The organism is Streptomyces sp. NPDC021622 (assembly GCF_040640795.1).
Classification (GTDB): domain Bacteria; phylum Actinomycetota; class Actinomycetes; order Streptomycetales; family Streptomycetaceae; genus Streptomyces.
This window is the reverse complement of record NZ_JBFACK010000022.1, coordinates 1-21,049: the sequence shown is the minus strand read 5'-3', so window position 1 is coordinate 21,049 and position 21,049 is coordinate 1. Positions and strand designations below refer to the sequence as shown.

At 66.6% G+C, this 21,049-nt stretch carries 15 protein-coding genes and 1 pseudogene; 4 read left to right on the top strand and 12 right to left on the bottom strand.

The genetic code is table 11. The features are described from left to right. The first annotated feature begins 217 nt into the window (after nucleotides 1–217). Both AB0G47_RS34710 and AB0G47_RS34705 read left to right on the top strand, forming a co-directional pair. Nucleotides 218–1,921 (top strand): hypothetical protein, encoded by a 1,704-nt coding sequence (locus AB0G47_RS34710; RefSeq protein ID WP_360778104.1) that lies wholly within the window; start codon nucleotides 218–220, stop codon nucleotides 1,919–1,921. 181 nt (nucleotides 1,922–2,102) lie between these two features. After that, the gene (locus AB0G47_RS34705; RefSeq protein ID WP_360778102.1) at nucleotides 2,103–3,665 is read left to right on the top strand and encodes a hypothetical protein; all 1,563 of its coding nucleotides are present in this window, start codon (nucleotides 2,103–2,105) and stop codon (nucleotides 3,663–3,665) included. A gap of 13 nt (nucleotides 3,666–3,678) precedes the next feature. Here the strand turns inward: AB0G47_RS34705 and AB0G47_RS34700 are convergent, their stop codons facing one another. The 10 genes from AB0G47_RS34700 to AB0G47_RS34655 all read right to left on the bottom strand — a co-directional run bounded on the left by AB0G47_RS34700 (nucleotide 3,679) and on the right by AB0G47_RS34655 (nucleotide 15,744). Further along, on the bottom strand, nucleotides 3,679–3,987 hold the full coding sequence (locus AB0G47_RS34700; RefSeq protein WP_360778100.1) for a hypothetical protein: 309 nt from the start codon (nucleotides 3,985–3,987) through the stop codon (nucleotides 3,679–3,681). 86 nt (nucleotides 3,988–4,073) lie between these two features. Continuing rightward, entirely contained in the window at nucleotides 4,074–4,637 is a 564-nt protein-coding gene (locus AB0G47_RS34695) for a hypothetical protein (protein ID WP_360778098.1), read from the bottom strand. 841 nt (nucleotides 4,638–5,478) lie between these two features. Beyond that, nucleotides 5,479–6,414, bottom strand: a complete 936-nt coding sequence (locus AB0G47_RS34690) for a bifunctional lytic transglycosylase/C40 family peptidase (protein ID WP_360778096.1) — start codon at nucleotides 6,412–6,414, stop codon at nucleotides 5,479–5,481. A gap of 18 nt (nucleotides 6,415–6,432) precedes the next feature. Then, nucleotides 6,433–7,461 carry a replication-relaxation family protein gene (locus AB0G47_RS34685; RefSeq protein WP_360778094.1) on the bottom strand — a complete coding sequence of 343 codons (1,029 nt, stop codon included), beginning with the start codon at nucleotides 7,459–7,461 and terminating at the stop codon, nucleotides 6,433–6,435. 36 nt (nucleotides 7,462–7,497) lie between these two features. Further along, nucleotides 7,498–9,984, bottom strand: a complete 2,487-nt coding sequence (locus tag AB0G47_RS34680) for a type VI secretion protein (RefSeq protein ID WP_360778092.1) — start codon at nucleotides 9,982–9,984, stop codon at nucleotides 7,498–7,500. Nucleotides 9,985–9,997: 13 nt separating this feature from the next. Then, the gene (locus tag AB0G47_RS34675) at nucleotides 9,998–11,656 is read right to left on the bottom strand and encodes a DUF87 domain-containing protein (protein ID WP_360778090.1); all 1,659 of its coding nucleotides are present in this window, start codon (nucleotides 11,654–11,656) and stop codon (nucleotides 9,998–10,000) included. A 244-nt stretch (nucleotides 11,657–11,900) separates the two neighbouring features. Beyond that, on the bottom strand, nucleotides 11,901–13,001 hold the full coding sequence (locus AB0G47_RS34670) for a PrgI family protein (protein ID WP_360778088.1): 1,101 nt from the start codon (nucleotides 12,999–13,001) through the stop codon (nucleotides 11,901–11,903). Beyond that, entirely contained in the window at nucleotides 12,998–14,446 is a 1,449-nt protein-coding gene (locus AB0G47_RS34665) for a hypothetical protein (RefSeq protein ID WP_360778086.1), read from the bottom strand. Before AB0G47_RS34665 ends, AB0G47_RS34670 begins: the two co-directional genes overlap by 4 nt. A gap of 14 nt (nucleotides 14,447–14,460) precedes the next feature. Continuing rightward, the gene (locus tag AB0G47_RS34660; protein WP_360778084.1) at nucleotides 14,461–14,835 is read right to left on the bottom strand and encodes a pilin; all 375 of its coding nucleotides are present in this window, start codon (nucleotides 14,833–14,835) and stop codon (nucleotides 14,461–14,463) included. A gap of 78 nt (nucleotides 14,836–14,913) precedes the next feature. Further along, complete coding sequence (locus AB0G47_RS34655; RefSeq protein WP_360778082.1) at nucleotides 14,914–15,744, bottom strand: hypothetical protein; 831 nt, start codon at nucleotides 15,742–15,744, stop codon at nucleotides 14,914–14,916. 218 nt (nucleotides 15,745–15,962) lie between these two features. On the opposite strand from AB0G47_RS34655, the gene AB0G47_RS34650 reads away from it, so the two are divergent. Continuing rightward, a complete protein-coding gene (locus tag AB0G47_RS34650) occupies nucleotides 15,963–16,763 on the top strand; it encodes a hypothetical protein (RefSeq protein ID WP_360778080.1) in 801 nt (266 codons plus the stop codon). Nucleotides 16,764–16,828: 65 nt separating this feature from the next. On the opposite strand, the gene AB0G47_RS34645 is transcribed toward AB0G47_RS34650, so the two are convergent. Together AB0G47_RS34645 and AB0G47_RS34640 are read right to left on the bottom strand one after the other, a co-directional pair. Then, a complete protein-coding gene (locus AB0G47_RS34645) occupies nucleotides 16,829–17,407 on the bottom strand; it encodes a helix-turn-helix domain-containing protein (RefSeq protein ID WP_360778079.1) in 579 nt (192 codons plus the stop codon). A gap of 565 nt (nucleotides 17,408–17,972) precedes the next feature. Further along, nucleotides 17,973–19,577 carry a recombinase family protein gene (locus tag AB0G47_RS34640; protein WP_360778077.1) on the bottom strand — a complete coding sequence of 535 codons (1,605 nt, stop codon included), beginning with the start codon at nucleotides 19,575–19,577 and terminating at the stop codon, nucleotides 17,973–17,975. 112 nt (nucleotides 19,578–19,689) lie between these two features. Here AB0G47_RS34640 and AB0G47_RS34635 point away from each other — a divergent pair. Beyond that, a pseudogene (locus tag AB0G47_RS34635) lies at nucleotides 19,690–20,508 on the top strand (MFS transporter); the annotation flags it as partial. Nucleotides 20,509–21,049 lie beyond the last annotated feature (541 nt).

Here is a 21,049-nt window from a genome sequence, read left to right as displayed (position 1 = left end):
CTCAGGCTCACAGACGCCCCACGGCTCCGTCGGACCGCTGGCGCCATGCTCCTCCCCGGACCAACGTGCCTGGCCTGACCAGCACCTGGGCTTCCAGCGGCAGATCACATCGGCAGGTGATCCGACTGAGGCGGGATTCCCTGTCGCTCTGGGCTGCTGGAGCACCACGGCTCGCCTCAGCGTCTCCGTACAGGCCGAGTTCACCCAGCGGTGGGCATTGCGGGAAGTGCTGGTCGGGGATCTCACGAGCACGCTCTCGCTCGCCCCAGGTGAAGTGCTCACTGTTGAACTCCACCGCACCGACCGGTCGTTGATCGAGGAGAGCCGGGAGCGAGCTTCGACTGTCGAGGCGGCGACCGAGGGGACGTCAAGCGACAAGGAGGCCCTCACTGCCGCGCATACCTCGGCTCGCAGCTCGAACTGGTCGGTGTCCGGAAACGGCAGCTTCTCCCTGGGTGGGGTAGGTGTCTCTGCGAACGCGACTTCTTCGGGCACGATCAGCAACACGCTCTCCTCGACCGTGAACGAAGTTCACGAAACAACGGTCAAGTCCAGCCAGAAGATCGCCACCCAGGCCAAGATCCAGGTACGAGGAGTCACCGAGGGGACGGTCGAGAGCCGTCACACGCGCGTTCTGCGCAATCCTTACCAGGACCGGTCACTCGCCCTGAATCTCTACGAGATATGCAAGCGGTTCCGAGTGACGACAGCTCAGGACCAGACTCAGCCGCTTGTCATCGCAGAGTTGGCTCCGCTGGACTTCGGCACCTCGGGTGCGGCTCAGTCCTTCATCGCCGCCAACGCACAGTTCCTGTCCGAGTACTTGATTGATGACGGTTTGCGAGACTCTCTGCCTTCGATCGTCGAGTCAGTGCGGCAGCTCGGGACCGTGCGGCAACAGCGTTTGGCGCAGCAAGCGCGTCTTGAGCAGTCCCTGGACAGCATCGAGGAGTACCTGTTCGGCAACCGCTCGGGATGGCAGCCGTACCACCACGCGAACTACGTCGAAGACATCATCGCGGACGTCCTGCAGACACCGAAGGGACCGCGAGAGATAGGCGCGTTCAAGGACGGGACAACAACTGCGGTAGTCGGCGGCGGACCTGATGAGATCCCCGCTGCCCGCGCGGCCGCTGCGGTCGGTGCGGACGCCTTGCAGCTCTTCCTTGTCCTGCACTCCGTCTACACCCTCCGCGAGGCTGCGAGCTTCCAGAAGGAGGAGTACAAGAAGCGGAGGTACGAACTTTTCAAGTCGTTGGCCAAGACGGTCGGGCAGCTGTGGGGCACCGGGCTGGACGACGCGGGCCGCAAGGCCCTGCTCGACGACCACGCCATGTCGGAGTTGTTCCGTCGTATTCCCGGCTTCCTCTGCATGGCGGAGGCACTGTTGGCGGACACGGTTCCCCAGCCTGACGATCCCAAGATCATGGCCTTGATCACAGCGCAGGAGGAGCACCTGCGCTGTCACCGGCACTACTACACCGAGCAGTACCTGCGATTCCTGTGGGACCGCCTAGGGCGGACGTTCGTTGTCCGACTCGTCAATGCGCTGCTGCACGTCGTCTACAACGGCGTTGCCGTGCCGCCGGCCCCGCCCGACGTCGAGAGCTTCCGGCCGTTCCGGAACATGTACCGTGTCGAGGACGTCCAGCGCGACGGTTTGTGCGTGCTCATTCCGATCCAGGCAAGCGCGATCTCCGACCTCGCCAAGGGCGGCACGCCGAGCGCCGGGGTGTTCGCCAAGGGTATGGAGGACCTGGCGAAGGCCATCACAGGTGCGACAAGGCCGGACCCGCGAACCGAGGAAATCCTGGTCACCGCCGACGGCCTGCTCATCGAACCGGTAGCGGGACGCTGCGTATTGCCCTCGTCCAAGAGCGGAGCAGGGGGAACTGCCGGTGGGCACACGGCGAGCGACTGACCGGCGTTCCCAGGAAAATCAGGACCTGGCCGAGGAATTCGCGGCCTCGGAGGTGATCGCTGTTCAGCTTCGGCGTCTCTTCGAGACGGCGGCGCCTGCATCCAGAGGGGGCGGTTTCACGCGCGAGGCCAAGGCCCTCCAATTGAGCTTGAAGGGCATCTGGGAGCGACCAGATCCAGGCTTGGATGCCTACAAGGAGACGGAGGACGCCGTCACTTTCTTGGATGGCTTCTTCGCCCCGCTGCTCAGTCCCGACGGCTTCCACGTGGCGGCGCGCACTGGTGACCGTTTCCTGCGCCGCTACCCGGGCGGGACGGCACTGACATCGCAGGTGCCTGGTGACCCGGTGTATGTCGACTACGCGCTCAGGGCATTCACCGGCACCTTCATGGAACTCGACGAAGCGTTGGGCTCAGCTCTCGCTCCTCCGCTTGGCTCCCGCCTGGCCAACTTCGTGGCCGGCGTCGTGGTGCTCTGCTCCGTCCCCGTCCGGATCGCTTACCACCACTTCCATGGGACGGCCGCGTATACCGTGATCGCTGACCGTCACGTCAAGGTGCTCGCCAGAGCACGGGCATCGGCGCGCGGCGCCCATGCCGAGATGGTGCTCGGCGGCTCTGGGAGCGGGCGTGCCCTCTCCTCCGATGAGGAGTACCTGCTCGTGACGACGCTCGATGTCCTGCAGTCGATGGCTGGCACCAAGCTGGACTCGGTGACCCGGTTCCAGCAGCACAAGGCCAACCTGCCGCCCCGGACCAGGGTTCCCGCCGCTGAGCTCGCCCAGCGGATGAGAGCCAGAGAGTTCTGGGTCCACGGTCCGCCGGACAACCGCCAAGCCCAGCTGGGCAAGCCCTCGAACGCCGGCCCCGAAGACAAGCCGCTGCCGTACTACGGAACCGTGATCGACGCTGACGGCGAGCGTCTCCACGCCCGTAGCTTTCATGCCCTCCCGGAGAGCTGGCAGGTCTTCGAGAACTTCTGCCGGCTCGTCTGCCAGGCCGGATTCACCGTTTACGTGAACGCGTGCAGCAACGCCCATGGGGGTCGGCACCCGAAGCACGTCACACACCGAGAGGGCGTGGAGTTCGACGTGGACTGGACGTTCACGTCGAACCCGAGCGACAAGGTCCGCAATCTCGCACGCCGCAGGAAAAAGTACGGGACCGGGATCTTTCGAGACGTGGAACGGGACCAGTACTTCTCACTGGAGCCGGTGCCCGGAGATCCTGAACTGCACAGCCACCGGAACATTGAGGCCCTCAGCGCGCTGGTCGTCTTCCAGGCCGCGGCACTATCAGGGCTGCACCGCTACCTGTACTCCGACGTGGAGAACATGATCCTCGCTGCGGAGTATCTCGGATGGGTTGTCGATCAAAGACTGTTCGCCGAGGTGGGGCGGAAGGCGAACATTCCCGTCGCGGAGGGTGCCAACCACGCCAACCACCTCCACGGCGAGGTCCCCTCACCTGCGACGAGTCGTCTCGACGATGCCGCGCTAACCACTATCTTCCACCAGGCACTCGCTCGTGACGGGCACAAGGAGTTCTCATCCACCTATCTCCTTCCCCCGTGGTCCGCCCACCCTCCGAAGGCCGACGAGGAGGAGAAGGAACCTACGCCGCAGGAAAAGCGTGTCGCCGCATTCATCCAACTCTGGGCTGAGCGCGCGGCAGCGGGGCTCCCCGCTCTCCTGCCGATATGGCTACCGACCGAAGAACTGGAGCGGCGCTGGCTGGCGGAATGATCCCACGTTCCACTCAGGGCAGAGCCTGCTGAAGATCGGTGAGGACGGTCTGGGCCAGCTGAGCCGTCCCATTGGTCACCCCGGTGGCAGCGCCAGCGGCGGCACCCGCCGCTATCGGGACCAGGACGGCCTGGATCCGCCCCATCAGGCGGCGCAGGCGCCCGACGTCCGGCTCCTGTCGGGCCGCTTCCTCCAAGACGGCCTCCGCATCCTGGCGTACCCCGGTCTCCTCCTCCGCGCGCAGGCCGAGATGCTCCAGGGCCGCCAGGAGAGCGCCGACCCCCTCGGCCAGACCGTCATCGGGCCGGCTTTCAGCGGTCACGTACTGCCGCTGTGACACATCGTGGTTTCCGATAGCGATCTGACTTCCGTGGATGGCACCGTGGAACTGCGGACCGCCCGTACTCGTCACAGCGCTCCTTCCCCCGTCGGCGCACCCCGCGGATCGTCCGGGAAGACCACGACGTTCTGCGGTGCCGTCCTCAATGCCTCATGGATGTGTTCCATCCCCACGGCGACGGCTTTCATGTCGACAGGGGTGCAAGCCACTTCGCCTCGCAGGTCGACGATCGTCTGCTCGAGGGCCTCCTCAGCTGCCCTGCTCAGCCCCAGCTCCGGGATGCGGCGCTGGAGATCGTCGAGCATGAGAGGCAGATACCTGCGGCAGAAGGTCTCGGCGCTGATGGACCGCACATCCTCGTCCATTGCCGCCGACCACGGCTGCTGCGTTGGCTGTTGGGGCTGGTCGGGTTCGCTGGACACGGATCCGCCCTCTGGCTCCGAGAGTGCTTGCGCCGTGCCGCCCAGGTAGGTCTCGGTGAACTCCTTCACCATGGTCTGCGTCACCGTGCCGCTGTTGATCGCCACCTGGCTGTGGGTTATCGCGCCGAGGAAATACACCCGCACGTCCGGAGCGGGCGGCGCGGTCGTGGGCGGGGAGCCGATGGCTACGTCGTGTTTGGCGTCCGGCAACACCGGAGCCTGTGACTGCTGCCTCTGGTCGTGTCTCGGTGTCTTACTCTGCGAGGCATCAGCCTGCCCCCGGAGCTGCGGAGGGTCAGGCGTCGTACGCGGCGAGGGCGGGGCTTGGTTCGTGCCTCGAGGAGGATCAGGAACCGTCGGTGACGACTGACGCCGAGTAGATGACGCGTCCGGCGTCCGCTGACGTCCAGGCGACGACGGGGCAGGTGTCGGCTTGGGGCGTGCAGCCTGCGGCGTTGGTATTTTGAATCGTGGTCCGGCCATGTGATCCCCCTCGGCGTCGGCGCGGCACCTTCTCTGAAGGTAGCCGAGAGAGACAGCCGGTCGGTGCCGTGTGGGACCAGCGAGGCAAAGGGGTCCTCTCCGCCTGGATTTCCTGTTGCGAACTCCCCAGCGGGCGCTCGGCATAACAGCTCACCCCGGTGGGCCCGGGCCCGCTTGGTACCGCGGTCGACGGCAACGATGTCCCGTCTACTGCGGCAGGTCTGTCTGGAGCCGAACTCCATCTCCAGCGGCAGGAGTTGCCAGGCTGTGTCGGTCTAGAGGACGTACAGGATGCCCTGCAGGCAGAGCCGGTCCGCCACAGGCCGGGTGACCGCTCCGGCCAGGGCGGCAGCAGCGATTCGATCAGCATCCACAAGTCGTCATCCACGATCCACGGCCGAACACTCACACCCTCCCGAACGGCCGAATCGTCACATCAGTCACGCCCAACCAGGGCACCTCAAGAGGATCCTGTTACGAGCTCTAAGCGGCTTGTCAGCACCTCACTTGAAGCGAGCCGCAGACGTGGACAGTCGAGGGCCAGGCCTGGCGATGCTGTCGTGATCATTTAAATGGGCCTTGTGGCACCGGCGTAATCGTCCCCGCCGTAGCGGTACGGCGAGATCTTGATGTGGTAATTCCTTCCGGGTGCGTGGATCATCCGGCCTTGCCCTATGTACAGGCCGACATGATGAATCCGCCCCTGTAAGCCGTAGAAGACGAGATCACCGGGTCGGAGTTGCTTCCCGGCGGCGAGCCGAGGGCCGGCTCGATACTGCTGCTCCGCTGTACGAGGCAGAGTGACGTCTGCTGCCGCGTACGCAGCCTTTGTGAGGCCGGAGCAGTCGAACCCGCGGTCGCCGGCGGCTGGGCCGTCGCCACCCCAGACATAGGGCGTTCCGAGCTTTCCCTCGGCGTAGTTGACGGCTCGCTGTGCGGCAGGAGCGGCCTCCTTGACCCTCCTGGAGGTGCCCCCGGTTCGATATCTCTCGGCCTGCCTCAGGACCTTGGACACGTACCAGCTCGCGCGGTTGTACGTGAAGATCGCTCCACGGAGGTCGCGTCCGCCGCGAGCCCCGGAGTCGCACAAGTAGGCGGCAGCCGCGTACACAGCGTCGTGCGGGTTGTAAGGAGAGGGCGGTCGGGAGCCCCCTTCGGGGAAGTGATGCTTCGCAGTGACCTCCGCGAAGGTGGTGCTGAGGAACTGCATGGGGCCGCGTGCTCCCGCGTAGTTGGCACCGCGGTGGACGCCCGGGAGGCGGGAGCGGCCGTGGTCCGACTCGATCTTTCCTATGGCGGCCAGTACGGACCAGTCCAGACCGGGGCATGAAGGAGCGGCCTGCTGGTAAAGAGCCAGGTAGTCCGCCGGGATGTCCGAGGCCGCGGCTGAGCTGGGTCGGCTTCCCTGGCCTGCCAGGGAGGTGAGGAAAGAGGTCGCTCCGGCAGCGGCCGCCGTAGTGATCAGCAACAGGGCGGCGGCTACTGCGGCTACCAGCTTGAGCATCGGAGATCACCCCTCGCATCACGCGGCGGAGGATTCTGGGGGCTGCGGTATTGGTGGAGGCACCTGACGGTCTGTGTCACCTCCGCCGCCCGGGCCCGGCGCGCTGCAGGCGAGCGGGGCGAGATGGGGCCAGACCGTGCTCAACTCGGCCAGGTGGAAGCGTCGGTGGGGCGCCGTACCAGCGCCCAAGGGGAGCCAGCAGGCATCCGACGGGTCGGAGAGCGATTCATCTGCGAGGCGTTCCGCGCTCGTTGTGGCGACCGGTACATGGAGAGGTGACTCGAGTGCGGAACGCGCCTCGGTCATCGCCGACCGGACCCGTACTTCGCGCTGCGTCGTGGTGGTCCACACGAGGACGGGCGTGGTGATGCCTGTGTGCTCGGCCAGCTTGGCGTACCCGGGCAGCTTGGCGCCGACGCGGTTGGCTGGGCGCTCTGTGCCGGTGTCGTACTCCAGGAACCACTCGAACTCACCTGTTCGCTCCCGCCAGCGGCCGTACGCGTCCGGGCGCACGACGTCCCCGAAGTGCCGCTGACAGCGGCCCTCGGACCACCACGTGATGAGCCGCTCACGAGCATTCGCCCTGCGCGAGTGGGCGATGAGCGCGGTGAAGAAGTCGTTGACTCCGATCGTGTGCGCCAGGCGGAGTGAGTAGGCGATACCGACGGCCTGCTCGTGCCGGTAGCCCAAGTCGTGGGCATCAGTCCCGGCTTCGCGAGCGAGCACGGCGGCTCCGGTGACGTCGAGGACGTAGTGCATGGGCGCGGATCCGTACGAGATGAAGGGCTGGAAGCGGTCGAGGACTCGCCACTTGAAGAGCTGCAGCAGACGGATGTTGGCGGCGCGGACCGAGGGCCAGGCGAGCTCGGAGATCTGGTGTGTGGTGAAGACCTTGTGCTCGTACAGCATGCGGATCAGCCACCGGTCGCGCGGCGTCAGGCGCGGGGCGAGACGCGCGATGTAGTCACCGGTGGCGGCGGTCCGTCCGCTGAGGCGCGCGGGTCGGTGACCACGGAGGGAGCGTTGAGGGGTGGGGTTGGTGATCATGAGGTCCTGCCTCCAGAGGTTCCGGGAGTGTCTTGGTCAGTTGGTGCGTCGGGGATCTGCGGTGGGGCTGCCGGGCGTTGGGAGAGGGGTGGGCCCCGCCTCCGGGCGCGCATTGCGGCGGGCGGCGGCCCGGATTCTCTTGGCGCGTCCAGGGGCCGGCGGTGGCAGTTGTTGGGTGACCGCTGTGAACGCGGGCATCTGGGCACCGTGCAGCACGGGGCGTACGACTGCATGAAAGGCGTCGAGATGTGAGAGGTCGTGCTCGGTGATGCGAGGCTCGGTGTGCCGTACGAGATGGTGCGCGTCCTCGGGTGAGGCGTTGAAGAAGATCTTGGTGCGGGCGTTCGTGCTGATTCCCTCTTCGAGCTCTCGCGGGAGCTGGCGCAGGTACTGGTGCGCCAAGGTCACCGAGAGCCGATAGCCGCGTGCCTCGGCGAGCATGTCTCCCAGCGCGTACGGCAGGTTGAGGAAGTGGTGGGCTTCATCGATGTAGAGCGACGCGTCGCGGCGTTGGGTCTGCGGAATGTGCGCCCGGCGGGTAGCCCCTTGCCAGGTGCGGGCGACCACGACGGAGCCGACGAGATGGGCGGTCTCGGCGCCGAGAGCGTCCCTTGCGATCCGGACGAGACAGATCCCGCCACGGTCAAGGACCTGGTCCATGTGGACCGTCGAGGGCCCTCCGGCGAGTGCTTGACGTACGAACGGGCGGAGCAGGAACCCGCGGAGCTTGTTCATCAGCGGAGCCGTGACGTGGGCACGGGCCGGCCCGGACAGCGCGTCGTACCAGGACCAGAAGCCGCGGAGCACATCGTCGTGGATCTGTTGGACCGCACGCTGCCGGAAGGCGGGGACGGACAAGAGCTTGGGCAGATCGACGAGAGTCGGGGTGCCAGGCAGGGCCCGGAGAGTCAGCAGGCCCGCACGGAGGATGTCGTCGGTGCGAGGCCCCCAGGACGACGCGTAGACCCGGGAGAAGATCGACACCAGGTTGTCCACGGCCCGTTCGGCGTCCTTGCCCTCAAGGGGGTTGAGAACGGGAGGACGGGACCTACTGTCGGCATCAAGTAGCACCACCTTCTCGCCCAGATGCTCAGGCAGCCGCATCAGGACGTCGGTGACGAGATCTCCTTTCGGGTCGACCACGACTTGCCCCCGGCCGGCCTCCGCATCGGCCAGGATTATGTGGGCTAGCAGCTCCGACTTGCCGGTCCCGGTTGCCCCGAGCAGGTGCACATGCTGACGAGCGTCAGCCACGTAAACGCCGACCGGATGGGGCTTACCTGTATCGGTGAGTCCGATGGGCCTGACCGACGAGCCTGAGACTGCGATGCCGGGCGGAGGCGGGACCGCGCGGGCACCTGCCCGTTGAAGACCAGGCAAATGGGCGTCCCAGGGAAGATGCGCGAGCGCCGACAGCTCACCGATCGACTGGAGGTCACCCTTGTTGAGGCGACGTTCGGCGAGATCGCGCAGCACATGGCGAGAGCGAGCCCGGCGGAAGTAGTTGTGCTCGGTGTACGCGGCGTACGTGCTGGCCAGGCCATGGGCGTGGCCCCGTAGCCGGGAGCGCACGCGCCTGCGATCTTCTGGGCTGGCGGGGTGGGCCGGAGGGGTGGCGATGACGGCATAGCGGATGCGGGTCTCGTACGAAGCTCCGCGCTGCTTGGCCGCGATCGCCCGGTCCTCGGCGGACACCTCCAGGGCGGCCACGGGATCGGCTGCGCGTGACCTCGTGCGAGCACTGGTACGGAAGCCCGGTGTGATGGCGTCGAGGAGGCGGCTGACCTGGCGGGCAGGACTACCGGAGCGGCGAATGTGCCGAGCTTCGCGTCGCGTCTTCCTGACTCTGCGCCCGGTGACGGGCCGGGCAAGGATCTGGACGACTGCGTGTTCCCGCGGCCCGAGGCTGGTCGCGGCTCCGAAGAGCGATCGGAGCGGGTCAGTTGGGAAGTCCTCCCGGAGAGGGAGCGCCTCACTGCGGGCGTACCGGAGTTCCCCCGTGGCGGCCTCTGGGTGACCGTTCGTCTGGAGGGGTGAATCTGCCGTGTGGGTGCGGGTGTGGGTGCCCGGCCATGCGGCTTGGACGGCTCGTTCCACCATGCCGGGAGGCACACCGCCGGGGACCCAGAGCTGGATGCGGACGCAGTCGTGGTCGAAGACGTACTCCCAACACAGGTGTGGCTGGCCCGTCAGCAACCGGCGCCACGCCGGTCGCAGCAGGCCGACGAGGTGGGACCACAGCACGGCTGCGCCGGCCGGCTCGACCTCGGGTGGCGGAAGAATCCGCAGGACGTGAGCGTGAGCGGCCAGCGCTCTGCGACAACGCCGCCTCCACCAACGGTGGATCACGACCATCGTGGTGAGTACGAGCGCGAGAGCGGGGAGCGCGAACGGACCCCAGACGCGGAGGAGCTGATGGAGGTACGAGGCACAGGCCTCCATGAAGCCGAGTGGATCGCGCAGATACTCGTCCAGACGCGGTCCGGCGACGGAAATCCCGGATGCGACGGCGGCGAAGGACATGCCCATCCCGCCCTCACGTCAGGTCGAGTTCGATATGGCCGTCCGATGTCTCGTCCGACCCAACACGTGGGTCGTCATCCGAGGCCTCGAACTCCAGGAATGAGTCGTGGGACACCGCAGTTGCCATCTCGTCCTCCGCGTACGCAGCGAGCTCGGCCGGGTTCGTCGTCACGAGGAAGTGCTCAGTCGGAGAGGCGACGCCGTGGAAGGCCACCCGCTGGGGGCCCGCGCACAGCAGCCCCTGCCCTCGGTCCGCGGTGAGGAGGAACTGCCGCTCCCCGTCCGACAGATCAAAAGTCCGAGTGATCTCGTCGATGGCCTGGGGCGCCTGGCGGAGCAGGATCTGTGTGGCGGCGTTGGACACCACGGCCTTCCCGAGTTCGGTGCCGAGCAGGTCGGCGGTGTCCTGGGTGGCGACGGTCAACCCTGCCCAGTGCTTGCGGCTGGCCTTGGCCATACGGAACAGGAAGTCAGCCCCGGCCGGCTCCCGCATCAGCAGCCATGCTTCGTCGACGACCACCAATCGGGGCCTGCGCGCCGCTGGGTTGGACACGTGGCGCCAGACCGCGTCGAGGGTTAGGAGGGTTCCGATGCCCTTCAGCTCATCGGCCAGGTCTCGCAAGGAGAAGACCACGAGGTGTCCCTCGGGGCGACGAGTCGTTGGCCCGGAGAATGGGCCGTGGACGAACGGCGCGAGCCGCGCTGCCAGTTCACCGGCCTCGCGGTCCTTGGATCGGCTGAGGACGTCGGTCAGGTCGCTGAGAAGCGGCGCGGGGCGCATCCAGCTGCGCGGGTCCGCGGTGATCCCGGCCTGTTGGTACGTCGCCGTGATGGCACGATCCAGCGCGGCCCGTTCGGCAGGCGGTATCGGACCGCCCAACAGCACGCCGACGGCGGTGTGCAGGAACAGCGACCGGCGCACAAGCGCGTCCCTGGGAGCGGTACGACGCCCGTCCGGGCGGGTGTGGACGGGAAGGTCGAAGGGATTGAGTCGTACGTTCTCGCTCCCCAGGTGCACGTAGGTGCCACCAACGGATCCGGCGAGGCGGGCGTACTCGTCCTCGGGGTCGACGACGTAAATCTCGATCCCGCGATACAGCGAGCGCAGCAACTCCAACTTGCCCAGGTACGACTTGCCGGCGCCGGAGCGGCCGAGGATGACCGAGTTGTGGTTGTCCTGAGCGAAACGGTCCCAGTGGACCAGGCCCTGGCTGCCGACGTTGTAGCCGTAGAGCACTCCGTTCGGAGCCGCGGCCGAAGTGGGGTCGGCTGACGGCAGATCGGGGCTCGTGAAGGGGAAGGCCGCGGCCAGGGCGCTGGTGTCGAATGTGCGGCGCGTCTTCAGGAGATCCAGGCCCATGGGCAGGCAGGTGACCCAGCCCTGGAGGCTGCGGTAGGTGACCGGTTTGGCATCGAGGAGCAGGCTGGCGGCCAGCGAGCGGACTGCGGCCACCTCGTTCCTGAGCGCCTCCTCGCCGGAGGCGTGCACCGTGAGGTAGAGGCCGAGACGGTAAAGCTTGCCTTCGCCGCGGGCGATGCGGGACGACAAGTCGTACGCGTCCTCGGTGGCGGCCTCGACCTGGGGGTCGAGAAGTCGTCCCTTGTCCTGGCCGTAGCGTCGGCTGGATTCGAGGCGTGCCAACTGCCGCTTGAGCCGGTTGGCAGCCGTCACTGAGTCGATCGGTTCGATGTGGAGGCAAACATCTACGCGCCCCGGATAGGTCAGCAGGGGCTGCAGCCAGCCCGGGTGGACCTCGCGGGGGTAGCCAGTGACGGCAAAGGAAGCCACCCACTCGGCTCCGATCTCAAGGTGTCGCGCCGCCACAGCCAAGGAATCGGGAACGAAGGCGGCATCGCGCATCGGCCGTGCTTCTTCTCGTCCTGTGGCGGCGTGAGGTCGGCTGCGACGCCCGCGATCACGGTGCTTCATACGGCTCAGCCCCAGCCTCAGGAGTCCCGGTGATGACTTGCCAAGAACTGGCCGACGCAGGTGACGGAGGCACCAGACTGTCCGGGTTGCAGGCGGCCGTGAGCACGGCAGTGGCCTGCGCCGAGTCCAGCGGTGCGACGACGATTCCGATGGGACCCAGCAGCTCGGCAGCTTCTGTCAGCCGCTGCGCGAGACGGGATTCTGCGGCACGGCGCTGGGCGTGGTCCTCGCTGAGGAACCGCCGGTTGGACGTACCCGAGCGCGTCTTGCGCAGAGCGAGTCCGGAGAGAGGCGAGGCCCCATCGAGCTCGTCGGCCCGTCGGACAGCGGAGTGGACGGGCTCGCGTAGGACAAGCAGGACCTGGCGGCGCAGCAGATCGGCTTCGCGCGCCAACTGCCCCAGGTACTGGGCATGTTCATGTGCTGCCGTCTCGAGGGCGCGGTGCGGCAGTTGGGGAGCGTACTCCCGTAGCTCACTGATCTGACTTGAGAGATCAAGGCGCTCAGCTCGTATGAGGATCTGCACCGGTGAGGTGAGCGAATGCAGATAGCGCCCGAAGGAGCTGACGAGGGCCTCCTGCTCGGTGGGGGTTCGGAGCGCAAAGTTGACCGTTCCGCAGATGGCGACCAGCGCGACTCCGTCGGTCCCGAGGTCCACCACACCGGCCTCCGATACGTCCTCGGCGGGCAGCCTCAGCTGCGCCGGGGCAAAGTCCGGCGAAAGCGTCGGGTCGTGCGAGTGCCCCGCAGGGTTCGCGCGCTCGCGCAGCCAGGCAGGCGACGGATGGAAGCCCTCCGACGCTGCGACCCGATAACTCGGCGCCATTCGCTGCCGAACGGCGGCCAAGGCGAGCCGGTCCAGAGACAGGCCGTCGCGGCTTCCGAGCGCGAGCAGCGTGGCCACGCCTCCGAAGGGCAAGGCGACGAGCAGAACAACGGGGAGCGGTACAACGCTTCGGGTGAGTGACCAGAAGCCGTAGAGGACGGCGCCGGTGAGGGCGAGGATCAGCAGCTGCCGGGCGTTGAGATTCCCCAGCACCGTGTCCTCGTGATCGACGTCTGCGGGAATGCGCACGGGCTGGGTCATGGCCGGTCACCTCCTGGGCGGGAGAAGGTGCGGGGAAGTGGTGGCGTCGGCGCGGTGCCCCTGTGCGACGGAGAACCGCTGTAGCCCTGTACGGGAGCTCGGAAGGTCGCTGGAGCGGGGGGTTGCGCGGCTCGCAAGGGGCGGACGACGGGCGGGCGGGCATGCGCGCCAGGCTCCTGAAAGCGAGGCATTGCTGGGGCCTGCGCGGGGTGGCCCATCGCCCTTGTCCGGGTACCGGAACTGGAAGGCGATCCCTGGGATGCCTGGTTCGGGGCGAGGAACAGCGGTGCTCCGGGAGGCCGACGGGGTACTCCCGTAACGCCGCCCCGCTGAGGGCCGGCAACACCTCGGCCCCGCCTCGCGCCGATGGGTGCCGGACCACGGCCAGGAGGAGTCACCGGGGAGACGGCGGGAGGCCTACCCCCACCGGGCCCACCTCCCCCACGCGGGCCATGGCCGCCCGCGCCACCACGTCCGGCCACGCCGCGCATCATCCCGAAGACCCTGTAGGCCACAGCAGCGCGCACCAACCGGCCGGCGAACGACCGCCCATGACCGACGCGCACCGACCCAAGAATCCAGAACGGAATCTTGAAGAGGATGTACATGAGCCCGAGCACTACGAGCGCGCTGACGAACCCGTTCTGTGTCGGACCGAACGGGCTGAAGTTCCCGGGCGTCAGGAACACCCGGATGGCCACGATCAAGGCCATGGACTGAGCTACCTGGATCACCAGCAGCCCGCCGAAGATCCGCCACCACCAGCGCGCGACCCCGTCCGTCATCGGCAGGGCATGGCACATCAGGGCCAGCGGGGCCCCGGCGATCAGGAGGATCGTCAGCGCGACCCGCACGATGTAGGTCACGAGCAGTGCCACGAGGACGACGGCTACGGCGCCCCACATGAGCACCATGAAGATGCCGTCGTCCGAGGCGAAGCTGCTGAGGACGAACTCCCGTAGTGCCGCGCCCGCAGACTTCTTGTCGAGCCCTCCGGTCAGAACGGCCGTGGACAGCGCGTTGGCGAGGTCCACCGCCTTTTCGGCGAAGATGAGTGAGAGGCCGGCGGCGAGGAATCCCAGCGGGATCCGTGGCCCGATCTCCCGGATCGAGTAGCGGGCCTGAACCGTCCCGTGAGTCATCAGGAGAACCCCGGCCACCATGATCAGGAGCGAGTAGCAGGCCATCGTGATCTGCCACGAGTCCGTCCAGAGCTCGCCGACTCGCGGCAGCGAATCAGGAGTCGGTGTGGCGAGCAGCGTATGGCTGAGCAGATCCAGGAGCGGCTTGAGCGCGGCGCTCACCAGCCCTTCGAAGAAGGCGTTGATGGCCGCGGTGACCCCTTTTGCCACCCAGTCTTCGATGCCGTCCGGGGCGGCGGTGACGGCAGCCTCAGCGTGCCGCGGCGAAGATGCAGCGGGCGCACAAGCCAGGCTGGCGGACATCAGGAAGAGGCTCATCAGTCCCCCGCCCCGACGATCCCCTTGAGGATCGCGACGACGAGTGGAGCCAGGGCGGCAAGGCTGTATCCCCACCCCGCGCTCTTGAAGGCGGTCTTGGCCTTCTCGACCTCGCCGGGGTCCCCGCCGGCCATGAGGTAGCGCACGCCCCCGACCGTGAGGAACACCGTCGCCAGACCGGCCAGGACGCCCATGATCCAGTTGCGGATGTTGTCCAGGACTTCGTTGACGGACTTGGCCAACGCAAGCACCTGGCCAGCCTCCACGGCGAATGCCAAGGGGACGCAGACAACAGAGAATGCGGTTGTGAGCAGGCCCAGGAGTACCCACCGGGCTATGCGGTTCCAGATGGTGCGGGGAGACTTCTGGCGCATCGGGAGCACCTCCGAGGACGGAGCGGGAATCGCGGAAGCAGCGGTCGATGAGGAGCCCCCGCACCCGAGAAGACCGCGCTAGGCGGCGCCTTTGGACAACTTGGGTCCCGCGATGCCCGCCATCGCGGCTCCGGCTACCGGGTCGTCCGCACCACCGGTCCGGATTCCGTCCCGTATGAATGCGATCAGTCGGTGTTCGGCCCGGCGCCGGGCTTTGTAGACAGCGGCAGGAGTCGCCTTGTGGGCGCACGCCCAGTCGCTGACGGACTCCTTGTCCAGCCGGGTACTGCCGATCAGGTGCGCCTCGGTCCGGGTCAGGACTCCCGACCGGACCGCCCGCGCCAGCACGAGGTCGGGATGACCCCACGGCGGTCTCGGCGGGGCGGACTCGAATCCGGGGCCAGCAGGGGTGGGAGCGTCCAATGCTTCGGAGAGCGCGGCGAATCCCCGTCGGTACGCAGCCCACTTGAGCCGCACGAGCACACGCGGCCGGTCCAGATCGATGGTGGGCAGCGCCCCCAGAAACCCGGTGAGGACTTCGGCGTGTACGTCGGCCGGGTCCCCGGGGTAGGACGTCGCGAGCCGTCTCGAAACCTTGGCCAGCGCGGGCAGGGCCATTCCCGTGCAGGCAAGGGTCCAGATGGCACCATCGGCCCGCGAGCGCTGCACGAGCTCGGACCAGACAGCGTCCTTCGTGGCGCGTGGGCAATGCCCGTGGAGCAACTGATCGAGCAACTCGTCCAGAGGGACGAGGCCTTGGGGCAGCCCAGCGAGAGTTCGGCAGTCCAGGGCCAGTGGCTGCGGCCCCCTCACCAGCGCCTTGAAGCACTGTCGGGCGATGCTCAACGGCAGTTGCCCGTCCGATCGCCAGCCCGCGGCCCCGCGGGCATCATGCCTGGCGCCTGACATGGAGACGCCTCCTTCGAGAGCGACCAACGTCCTGACGCCCTCAGCAAGCACGCCTGCCGCCAAGAGAGCAGCAACTGCCACCTAGGTCAGTACGTCGGTCACCTGACTTGGTACATAGCGGTAGGCGGTCGTGCGGTGGCGCGCTCAGGCTGTTGCATACTGACTGTTCAAGTGCCGTTTAGCAGCACCGCAGCAGTGCCTGACCAGCCCGTTTAGTAGTGCTGGCAGCGGAAGTTCAGGACGCCGACAACAGCCATTCCGACGATCGCGGCTGGGGAAGCTTGCCGACCGGTGTCGAAAGTCGCGGCGAATCCCGGCCTCTTGAGGCGACAGAACACGTCACCGAAGAGGAACACGAGGGTTCAGAGATGCCGCAGTTCTACGACCCGCCGGACGGCCACGGCACCCCCGACTGGCTGACACTCGCCGTCCTCGACGTGGTCACTCACTACTGTCAGCCTCGCGAGACGGTGCTGTTGCTCACGGCGGACGCAGATGACCCCCACCACAACCAAAGCGGCCCTCTGGGCAAGGCCGCCGAGTCCGCCTCCGGACTGGGCAGACCGGTCGCCGTGCGCACGGTCCTTCCGGTCCGTCGGCCGCCGGGCCGCAGCCTCGGGCCCACGACAGTGCAGTCCGGACCCGGACCGACGCCATGGCCGCCTGCCCCGCATACAGTCGCCCATCGGACTCTCAAGGACCGGGCAGAGTCCATCGAGTCCGACCCCGAGCGCTTCGACATGGTGATCGCGTGCGTGGACGCACGGTTGACCGACTGGATCGACCAGGTCCCGTGGAACACCCTTCTGAGCACGGCTGGACTTCTCGCGTTCATCACCCACAGTCATGCCGCAGGTAGCTGCTCGACGACGATCCCCGGGTTCCTGGCACCGGCCGCGCTCCGCGCCGGCCTCATCCAGCTGGAGCAAGTGACCCTGCGCGGGGTGCCACGGCACATTCACGCCAGCCTGTCGCTGTTCATCCGTCCGCTCCCCGCGGTGCGGGCTGTGGGGCACTGATGCCGAATCCCACGCCTCACGAGCGCTGGTTGACAGCTCAGGAAGTGGCCGACCGCCTACGGATCTCACGACTCAACGGAACCGTGCCCCAGGACGCGCTCCGTTCTCCACACTTCCCCCTCCGGAATGCGATACATCCGCCCCACTCGAATCGCGGCCATTTCACCAGCGTGTACCATCCGGTAAATCAGCTGCCTTGAGACGCCCAACAGAATGGCCGCCTCATCGACAGTGACGTAGATGGAATTCACCAGACTGGATTCCTGCGGCAGTTGCGTCGAAGGCGCCCCAGCGCTTCCCTGCTTTGTCGGTGATTCGCCGGGGTTGGCTTCTTCGCTCAGCCGCTCCGCGGCACGTACCCACATCTCGTACACCAGGCGCCGATTCACCTTCGCCCGTTTCGGGTTGGCCATCGGTGTCTTGCTGGTCAAATGATCCACGAGGGCCATGACCACGTCCTGGGCTGGAAGTCTCGGACTACTAAAAGCATCATGGATCGTGCTTCGCGATATCCCCGCCTGACCGATCTCCTTCTCCAACTGCCGACAGCTGGGATGCCCGGCCTTCAGATGGAGGGAGTGCAGCAGCGTGTTGAGCGACTTGTGGGCTCCCTCAGCGATCAGTGGCCTGTTGAGCGCCGGCATACGGTCCCCCCTGCCGTCCCACGGTGTCCGACACCGTCCACACAGGGTTTCACCTAGTCCGACGGCAGCGGAAGATGGGGCGCCTTGACCGGAGTTATCCATGGGGCTGTTGAGTACCTCGACATCGAACGAGCCTGAAGCTGCGCCAGGAAACCCTGATGCGTAAGCGAACGGAAGGCATACTCGTGTTTCGTCGAGCCTCAGCCCCCACGCCCGCCGCACGTCAGTCGGACACCGACAACGCAAAGCCTCCTCAGGGCCGAGGCCCCTGCGGGCATGAGCACGATCCATCTACCTCAAGGCGAGACCTACAGCGGGCCGCAGCGGCAGGAGTATGCGGTGGGCTGGTGCGCGCTGCAGCCGTCTGGATCGCCGATCATCTTTCTTGGTAGTACACCCCGCTAAATCCGTCGAGTTGCCCGACAGGTTGCACCCTAAGCGCTGCCAAACCATCGACGTATCCAGAATCCAGCAACAGCACTTACAGCGGGTGGCCCGAATTCCAGACACCGCGATCGAGGGCAGGTGGAGCCCTCGTATCGCAGCGTGCTGTCGGTGGAGATTGTCAGTTGGCAGACTGCACCTGACGGGGCGAAGGTGCGCTGTCGTCTCCCTCGCCATTCCGCTCGGCAGAGAGTGTTCTGCGCCAGATCTTGACTGAGTCCGGGGAAAATCCTGGCCCCCGCCGCTGCGCCGGCAAGATGGCTACGTGGAAGAGCGCCTTAACCGTTGAAGCGCGCACTTCGACGGGCTCCTGCTCCCACTCCCTACGCGTGATCCCGGCCATACGCCTCACCAGGCATTGCTGGGCTGTCGCCTCCAGTTGGGCACGCAGCTGGATCAACTTGCGGTCGTACGAGGTGATCGCCCGCATGAGGACGACGGGATCCAGGTCTGGGTGCTCCGCCGCATGCTCTATCTGCGTGTACAGCGTGGCCTTCCGTCGCTCAAACCCTGCGATCTCCTCGCTCACGCCTGGGCGCTGCTCGTCATCCGCCTGATTCAGCTCGGCGACGAATCGTGGATCTGCCAGGAGCCGGAGCACCCTCCCCTCGACGTAGGCGTCAAGGAGCAGTTCATTGCGGCCCCTCCCACACAACCTGCAGTAATAGATACGGGATTCGTGTCCTGGACTCCCGACCGGCTTCGCCCATAGCGGCATGTGCTGGTGCTCGCAGATCCGCACGGACTTCGCACACTTAGCAGGGGCTCCATCAGCCCCACCTGGTTTATGGCACTGAGAGCAGACCCCGATGCCAGTCAACAAGTGCCTGCGTTCCTTCCCGAAGTAGCCGTAGGAGTCCCGACTCTCAGCAAAGAGAGCCTTGAGATCTTCGAGCATCTCCAGGGCGATGACCTTGTCCCAGACGGCTTCGTGGAGCATCCCTTCGTGCTCGATCAGGCCGGCCATCCTCCATGCGGTGAGGGCACGCGTCAGAGTTGACGGGCACCAGGGATTGCCCATCGAGGTAGCACTGCGTTGGTTCATCCATCGCACTGCGCCGTACTTACTCAGGCCCGCAAGGACCATCTGGCCGACTTCCCTCAGGTGCGCGACCTCCTCGGGAACGATCCTGTCGTAGTCGAGTACAGGCAGTTCGCGCTCGTTGCCCGTCTCGGGATCAACCTTGATTCGCGTTCTCCCTGTCGGCGCACCCCAGCCGTATGGACGTCGACCGCCAGGGCGTGCACGGCCCTTCACTACCCGGGCCTTCACCCCGCGCTTCACACGTCTGGAGATGTCATCCGATTCCCGGCATGCTTGTGCAGCTTCGATGCGCAGGATGAATCGATCATCCGGATTACTCAGGTCACGGATGCCCGAGACGGAAGCAAGCGGGATACGCCTCGTATCAGCAACGCTGAGGAGGAGCTCCAGGTCGTACGGCTGCCGGATGAGACGGTCGCCGTGATAGACCATGATCCCGTCATGCTGGTGATCGGCGTTGGTCTCCAACGAGAGGAGCATGGCGTCCCAGCGCGGCCGCTTACGGTTGCGCTGCCATGCGCTGCGCGAGTTGTCGACGTACACGCAGCAAAAGTCAGGCCAGTTGAGACGCAGTGCCATTGCGCGGCCATCGGCTTCCTGGCGCTCAACCTTTTCGAGGGACCCATCCGGCGCGTATGACAACCGGCAGTACAGACAGGGTCGTTGTGGAGTCGGCAGCATCGCGGCCTCCGTAACAATCAACCGAGTTACGTGGGAAGACCGGCTGTCAGGGAGGCAGCATGGGCGAGCCCTCAACCAGCCTTCGCTTCTTCGTGTTTAGCAGACTTTGAGCGGGATAAATGTCGCGATGAACAGCGCGGCCGTAGACCTGGTCGCCGCCCTGCGCCGCCCGATCATGCCCAGCTTCCATGCCGCCTTCAGCTTGGGCGGCATGGTCGGCGCGGGCCTCGGCGGACTGATCGCCGGATCCCTGTCCCCCACGCGCCACCTGCTTGGCCTCACCGTGATCGGCCTGATCGTCACCGCCGTCGCAGGACGCACCCTGCTCCGCCTCGAACCCCCGAACCCGCCGAGCGACGTCCATCGCGAGGACGGCGCCCCGCGCCACCTGGAAAGCCGCACCCGCGGCCTTGTCCTCGTCTTCGGCCTCATCGCCCTCTGCACGGCGTTCGGCGAAGGAGCACTGGCCGACTGGGGCGCCCTGCATCTCGAGCAGGACCTCGACGCCGCCCCGGGCATCGCAGCCGCCGGCTACTCCTGCTTCGCCCTCGCCATGACCATCGGCCGGCTCAGCGGAACAACCCTGCTCGAACGCCTCGGCCAGACCGCGATACTCGTCGCCGGCGGCACGACGGCCGCCGCAGGCATGCTCCTGGGCGCACTCGCCCCGTCCGTATGGCTGGCGCTCCTCGGCTTCGCCATCACCGGACTCGGCCTCGCCAACATCTTCCCGGTCGCAGTGGAACGTGCCGGCGCCCTGGCCGGACCGAGCGGCGTCGCGACCGCCTCCACGCTCGGCTACGGCGGCATGCTCCTGGGACCGCCCGCCATCGGATTCATGGCCGACTGGTTCACCCTGCCCATCGCCCTCACCAGCGTCGCGGTGCTCGCGGCCCTCGCCGCAGTGATCGGCTACAGCACCCGACGTTGACGGAGCCGTGAAGCAGAATCCATGCACCGGCTCAGGCCGCAGCTGACTCGTTGAGATGCACCTTCAGGTAGTTGCGGTGCAGCACAGCGAGTCGGCCTACCTCTGCATCGATCAGTCGACAGCGCAGGCATTCGTTCGGGTCCAAGAGACCGTGCTCGCAAGGCTCGTTGTATCCCGCCCAGAACGCCTCTTCTGGAGTGCGGCAAACGGCCGGCCTGTCCATCGTCAATCCAAGCCCGGCGCTCGCCGGGGGCGGCACTCATCCTGGGCTCGGAGCCGACAATTGCTCCCAGCCGAAATCCTGCGGCCGATCGACCGTACCCCACCCTTCCCCCTCCGGTTTCGGTCCGGAGTGGGGCCCTGCCACACTCATCTTTGTGTGCTGCGAGCGCAAGCACACTCTCGTGGGGCTGGCAGTTGTAGGTAGCAACGTCGATGACCACATGGGTCAGCCAGCCATTCCCGAGGTGCCTCAGAGACGGTTGACGGCCTCGCGTCATCCTCGATCCCTCTCGGTCCTCATGCATGAAGTGCTCTGTCA

Excerpts from the sequence above, each read along its gene's own strand:
- AB0G47_RS34690 (WP_360778096.1), bottom strand. The coding sequence starts at position 6,414 with ATGCTCAAGCTGGTAGCCGCAGTAGCCGCCGCCCTGTTGCTGATCACT.
- AB0G47_RS34685 (WP_360778094.1), bottom strand. The coding sequence starts at position 7,461 with ATGATCACCAACCCCACCCCTCAACGCTCCCTCCGTGGTCACCGACCC.
- AB0G47_RS34680 (WP_360778092.1), bottom strand. The coding sequence starts at position 9,984 with ATGTCCTTCGCCGCCGTCGCATCCGGGATTTCCGTCGCCGGACCGCGT.
- AB0G47_RS34670 (WP_360778088.1), bottom strand. The coding sequence starts at position 13,001 with ATGACCCAGCCCGTGCGCATTCCCGCAGACGTCGATCACGAGGACACG.
- AB0G47_RS34665 (WP_360778086.1), bottom strand. The coding sequence starts at position 14,446 with ATGTCCGCCAGCCTGGCTTGTGCGCCCGCTGCATCTTCGCCGCGGCAC.
- AB0G47_RS34660 (WP_360778084.1), bottom strand. The coding sequence starts at position 14,835 with ATGCGCCAGAAGTCTCCCCGCACCATCTGGAACCGCATAGCCCGGTGG.
- AB0G47_RS34655 (WP_360778082.1), bottom strand. The coding sequence starts at position 15,744 with ATGTCAGGCGCCAGGCATGATGCCCGCGGGGCCGCGGGCTGGCGATCG.
- AB0G47_RS34645 (WP_360778079.1), bottom strand. The coding sequence starts at position 17,407 with ATGCCGGCGCTCAACAGGCCACTGATCGCTGAGGGAGCCCACAAGTCG.
- AB0G47_RS34640 (WP_360778077.1), bottom strand. The coding sequence starts at position 19,577 with ATGCTGCCGACTCCACAACGACCCTGTCTGTACTGCCGGTTGTCATAC.